Source organism: Actinosynnema sp. (genome assembly GCF_052038725.1).
The window spans coordinates 1-4,367 of sequence record NZ_JBQGCX010000734.1 but is presented as its reverse complement, the minus strand read 5'-3'; the positions used below and the strand labels follow the sequence as shown (position 1 = coordinate 4,367).

The 4,367-nt window shown below is 77.1% G+C and carries 4 protein-coding genes; all 4 read right to left on the bottom strand.

Annotated features, from left to right (window positions below):
- Positions 1–79: 79 nt before the first annotated feature.
- The 4 genes from ACTUAL_RS15210 to cobO all read right to left on the bottom strand — a co-directional run bounded on the left by ACTUAL_RS15210 (position 80) and on the right by cobO (position 4,242).
- Entirely contained in the window at positions 80–928 is an 849-nt protein-coding gene (locus tag ACTUAL_RS15210; protein WP_096496541.1) for a bifunctional cobalt-precorrin-7 (C(5))-methyltransferase/cobalt-precorrin-6B (C(15))-methyltransferase, read from the bottom strand.
- A gap of 4 nt (positions 929–932) precedes the next feature.
- Entirely contained in the window at positions 933–2,063 is a 1,131-nt protein-coding gene (locus ACTUAL_RS15205; protein ID WP_440900713.1) for an SAM-dependent methyltransferase, read from the bottom strand.
- 170 nt (positions 2,064–2,233) lie between these two features.
- Entirely contained in the window at positions 2,234–3,631 is a 1,398-nt protein-coding gene (locus ACTUAL_RS15200; RefSeq protein WP_440900712.1) for a cobyrinate a,c-diamide synthase, read from the bottom strand.
- Complete coding sequence (cobO, locus tag ACTUAL_RS15195) at positions 3,628–4,242, bottom strand: cob(I)yrinic acid a,c-diamide adenosyltransferase (RefSeq protein ID WP_440900711.1); 615 nt, start codon at positions 4,240–4,242, stop codon at positions 3,628–3,630. The genes ACTUAL_RS15200 and cobO overlap by 4 nt, the downstream gene beginning before the upstream one ends.
- Positions 4,243–4,367: the final 125 nt, after the last annotated feature.

Below are 4,367 nucleotides of genomic sequence, written 5' to 3'. Positions count from 1 at the left end.
CGGGGTCGGGCGGGGCCAGGTTCGGGCTTGGCCGGGATCTGGCTCGGGTTTGGCGGGTTCCGGGTGCCGGGTGGGGGTCTCAGGCCGGGCGTTCGGCCCACAGCACGGTGACCGGGTCCACCGCGCGCAGGTGGTCGTCCTCCAGCCTCGCGGCGGACAGCTGGGTGCCGGACACCGCGTAGCCGCCGTCGCGGAGGGCGTCGTGGGACGGCAGGACGGCGTCGAGGCGGGTGGTGGCCACGACCACGCGGCGGGCGCCCAGGGCGGCGCAGGTGCGCACCGCGCCCGGTCCCCCGCCGCCGACGAACACCGCGTCGGGGCGCGGCAGGTCGTGCGGGGCGAGTTCCACGTCGGACTCGACCACGCGCACGTCCACGTGGTGCGCCGAGGCGTTCGCGATGATCCGGACGCACTGCACCGGGTCGCGCTCCACGGCGACCACGGCCGCGCCCAGGCGCGCGCACTCCACGGCGACCGCGCCGGGACCCGCCGCCACGTCCCACACCAGGGCCCCGGACCTGGGGCCCAGCTTGGCGAGGACGAGCGCGCGGACCTCGGCGGTGGCGACCAGGCCGTCGCCCCGGTGCGAGAACTCGTCGTCCGGCAGCGCCCACCGCGAGGTGTCCGGGAGCAGCGGCTGCTCGGCGAGGCACAGCACCGGGAGCGGCTCCGGCCAGGAGCGGAGCGCGACCTCGGCCGGGTCCACTGTGGACGGTCCGGGCGCGCCGGGCACCACCAGGGTGCGCCGCCAGCCCGCGAGGCCCCTCGCCAGCGCGGCCGGGTCCGCGTTCGCGACCAGCACCGAGGAGCGGGCCAGGCACACGTTGCGGGCGTGCGCGAGGCCGTGCTCGGCGGCGTCCACCACCGTGACGGCGGACCAGGTGCGGCCGGTGTCGGTCAGGAAGCGGTGCAGCGCCGGGACGTCCACGCCCTCAGCCTGTGCGCTTCGACTTCTTCCCGCGCGCCGGGGCGGGCTTGCGCGGGGTGGTGCTGGCCTGGACGGAGACGGTCCTCTTGCGCGCCGCCGCGACCGGGGGCTTCCTCCTCGGCTCCGGCGCCTCCTCGGGGGAACCGGCCTGACCGGGCAGCGAGTCCACGGCGGGCTCCTCGGCGACCGGCCCGGCCGCTGCGGGCTCAACCGACCCCGCGGGCTCGGCGGGCTCGGCCAGCGACCGCGCTATGGGCAGCTCCGCGCCGTCCGCGCCGGACTCCTCGCGCGCCCTGGCCCAGCGGGAGCGCGCGGTCTCCTGCAGGTCGTGCACGGCCGACCAGGCGGCCTCCGAGCGGGACTCGGCGCCCGTCGCCCGCGCCGTCCGCCACTTCGAGGCGCGGGGCTGGCGCACCGGCTCGTCCCCGATCGGCGCGCCCCTGCGGACCGGGGCCCTGAGCGCGTCCCCGACCAGGAACAGCGTGCTGCGGTAGAGCTTGTGCTCCTTGACCGCCGACTCCAGCTCGCCCAGCGTGGTGCGCACGAGCACCGCGTCCGGCAGCGACACCTTGTAGGCGATCACGACCGGCGTCGTGTCGGCGTACCCGCCCGCGCGCAGCTGCTCGGCGACGCGGTCGGCGCGCGCGGCCGACGCGGACAGGGCGAGCGTGGTGCCGTGGGCGGCCAGCTCGCGCACGTGCTCGGCGCTCTCCGGGCTGGCCAGCACGAGCGACTGCGCGACCTCGGAGGTGGTCAGCTCCCGCCCGACCGACGCGGCGGCGGCGGACACCTGGGTCACGCCCGGCACGACCTCGATCTCCAGCCCCAGCCGCAGGCACGCGTCGTGCTGCTCGCGCAGCCCGCCCCACGTGGCGGGGTCGCCCGCGTGCAGCCGGACCACGGCCTGGCCGCTCGCGGCGGCCCTGCGGTAGACCTCGACGACCTCGGACTCGGTGACGCGGGAGAAGTCGACCAGCTCCGCGCCGGGGCGGGCGTGCTCGCGCACGCACTCGGCCTCGACCACGCTCGGGGCCCACACGACGACGTCGGCCTCGGCCAGTCGCCTGGCCCCTCGGAGGGTGATCAGATCGGCGGCACCGGGGCCGGCACCCACGAAGGCGACCCGACCTGTCATCTGAGAACTCCCCACGACGTGCTCGGTGTGAACGGCCCGACCGTATCGCGCAGGGCCCTCTCCCCATCGAGCGCCCTGATCCCGGCACGGAGCGCGACGATCGGGGTGGACGCGCCGTGAGCGGCACCCCGGATGCCGCGCCCCTGGGCCGTCCGGGTGAGCGGCGGGGGTCAGGCCGGTGGGTGCCCCCAGGCCGCGCAGGCGGTGGTGAAGCGGTGCGCCGACCCCGGGATCGAGGCCGGGTGGGTGTGCAGGTAGGACGCGTGGACGTTGCCGAGCACGAAGCCCTCGGCGGCCGGGCGGCCGTCGTGCCCGCGCCAGCGCCACGCCGGGTCGGCTCCGTGCGGGACGCCCAGCGCGGTGCGGTGGAACTCGTGGCCGGTGACGCGCGCGCCGACCGGCAGCAGCACCGAGTCGACCGGGGCGACCGCGTCCCGGTAGCCCAGCACCAGGCGCGGGGTCATGGCGGCCTCGGAGTCGACCACCCCGCACATCGGGGCGCCGTCGAGGGACTTGGCCAGGTACAGCAGGCCGCCGCACTCGGCGTGCACGGGCGCGCCCGCGCGGGCCAGCGCGGTGATGGCGGCGCGCAGCGGCTCGTTGGCGGACAGCTCGGCCACGTGCTGCTCGGGGAACCCGCCGGGCAGCAGCAGCCCCGAGGTGCTCGCGGGCAGGGTCTCGTCGCGCAGCGGGTCGAAGACGACGACCTCGGCGCCCGCCGCGCGCAGCAGCTCGGGGTGCTCGGCGTAGCCGAAGGTGAACGCCGGGCCGCCGGCGACCGCGATCACCGGTCGTCGCGCGCCGGGAACCGTTGCGGCGCCTGGGTTTTCGATCGCAGCCGCGATCTCGGCTTCCGGGTCCCAGGCCCGCGCGGCGACCGGGTTGGCGGTGGCCGCCAGCGCGCGGACCGCCGCGAGGTCCACGTGCGCGCCGACCGCGTCGGCCACCGCCTCGACCGCCGCGACCGCCTCGTGGCCGTGCTCGGCGGCGGTGACCAGGCCGAGGTGGCGCGAGGGCAGCGCGAACCGGTCGTCCCTGGGCAGCACGCCCAGCACGTCCAGGCCCACGTCCGCGCAGGCGCTCCGCAGCACCTGCTCGTGCCGGGGCGACCCGACCTGGTTGAGGACCACGCCGCCCAGGCGCACGCCGGGGTCGTAGCCCCGGAAGCCGTGCAGCAGCGCGGCGAGGCTGCGGCTCTGGCCGCGCGCGTCCACGACGAACAGCACGGGCGCGCCGAGCAGCTTGGCCACGTGCGCGGTGGAACCGACGCCGTCGGTGTCGATCCGCCCGTCGAACAGGCCCATGACGCCCTCGACCACGGCCAGGTCCGCGCCGCGCGCGCCGTGCGCGAACAGCTCGGGCACCCGGTGCTCGCCGACCATGACCGGGTCCAGGTTGCGGCCGGGGCGGCCGGTGGCGAGCGCGTGGTAGCCGGGGTCGATGTAGTCGGGGCCGACCTTGAACGGGGCCACCGCGTCGCCCGCGCGGCGCAGCGCCGCCATGAGCCCGGTGGCGACGGTGGTCTTGCCGCTGCCCGAGGCCGGGGCGGCGACGACCAGCGCGCTCACCACTCGATCCCCCGCTGGCCCTTCTGGCCCGCGTCCATCGGGTGCTTGACCTTGGTCATCTCCACGACCAGGTCGGCGGCGTCCACGAGCGCCCGCGGGGCGTCCCGGCCGGTGATCACCACGTGCTGGTGGCCGGGGCGGTTGACCAGCACCTCCACCACCTCGTCGACGTCGAGCCAGCCCCACTTGAGCGGGTAGGTGAACTCGTCCAGCACGTACAGGCCGGGCCGCTCGTCGGCGATGCGGCGGGCGATCTCGCGCCAGCCCTCCAGCGCGGCGGCGGCGTGGTCCTCCTCGGTGCCCGCCTTGCGGGACCAGGACCAGCCCTCGCCCATCTTGTGCCACTGCACGGGCCCGCCCTGGCCGGTGCTCTCGTGCAGCTCGCCGAGCGCGCGGAACGCGGCCTCCTCGCCGACCTTCCACTTGGCGGACTTCACGAACTGGAACACGCCGATGTCCCAGCCCTGGTTCCAGCCGCGCAGGGCGAGGCCGAAGGCGGCGGTGGACTTGCCCTTCATCGGGCCGGTGTGGACGAGGAGGAGGGGGCGGTTGCGGCGCTGGCGGGTGGTGAGGCCGTCCGACGGCACGGCGGTGGGTTGGCCCTGCGGCATGTCGTGGCTCCAGGTGTGGTGGGGAGGGGGACGCCCGCGGCGCGCGGACCGGCGCGACGGCGGCGGGCGGGGAGAGCGGGGTCGGGCGGGGAGAGCGGGTCGGTCAGGCCGCGCGGGCGGCGCGG

Excerpts from the sequence above, each read along its gene's own strand:
- ACTUAL_RS15205 (WP_440900713.1), bottom strand. The coding sequence starts at position 2,063 with ATGACAGGTCGGGTCGCCTTCGTGGGTGCCGGCCCCGGTGCCGCCGAT.
- cobO (WP_440900711.1), bottom strand. The coding sequence starts at position 4,242 with ATGCCGCAGGGCCAACCCACCGCCGTGCCGTCGGACGGCCTCACCACC.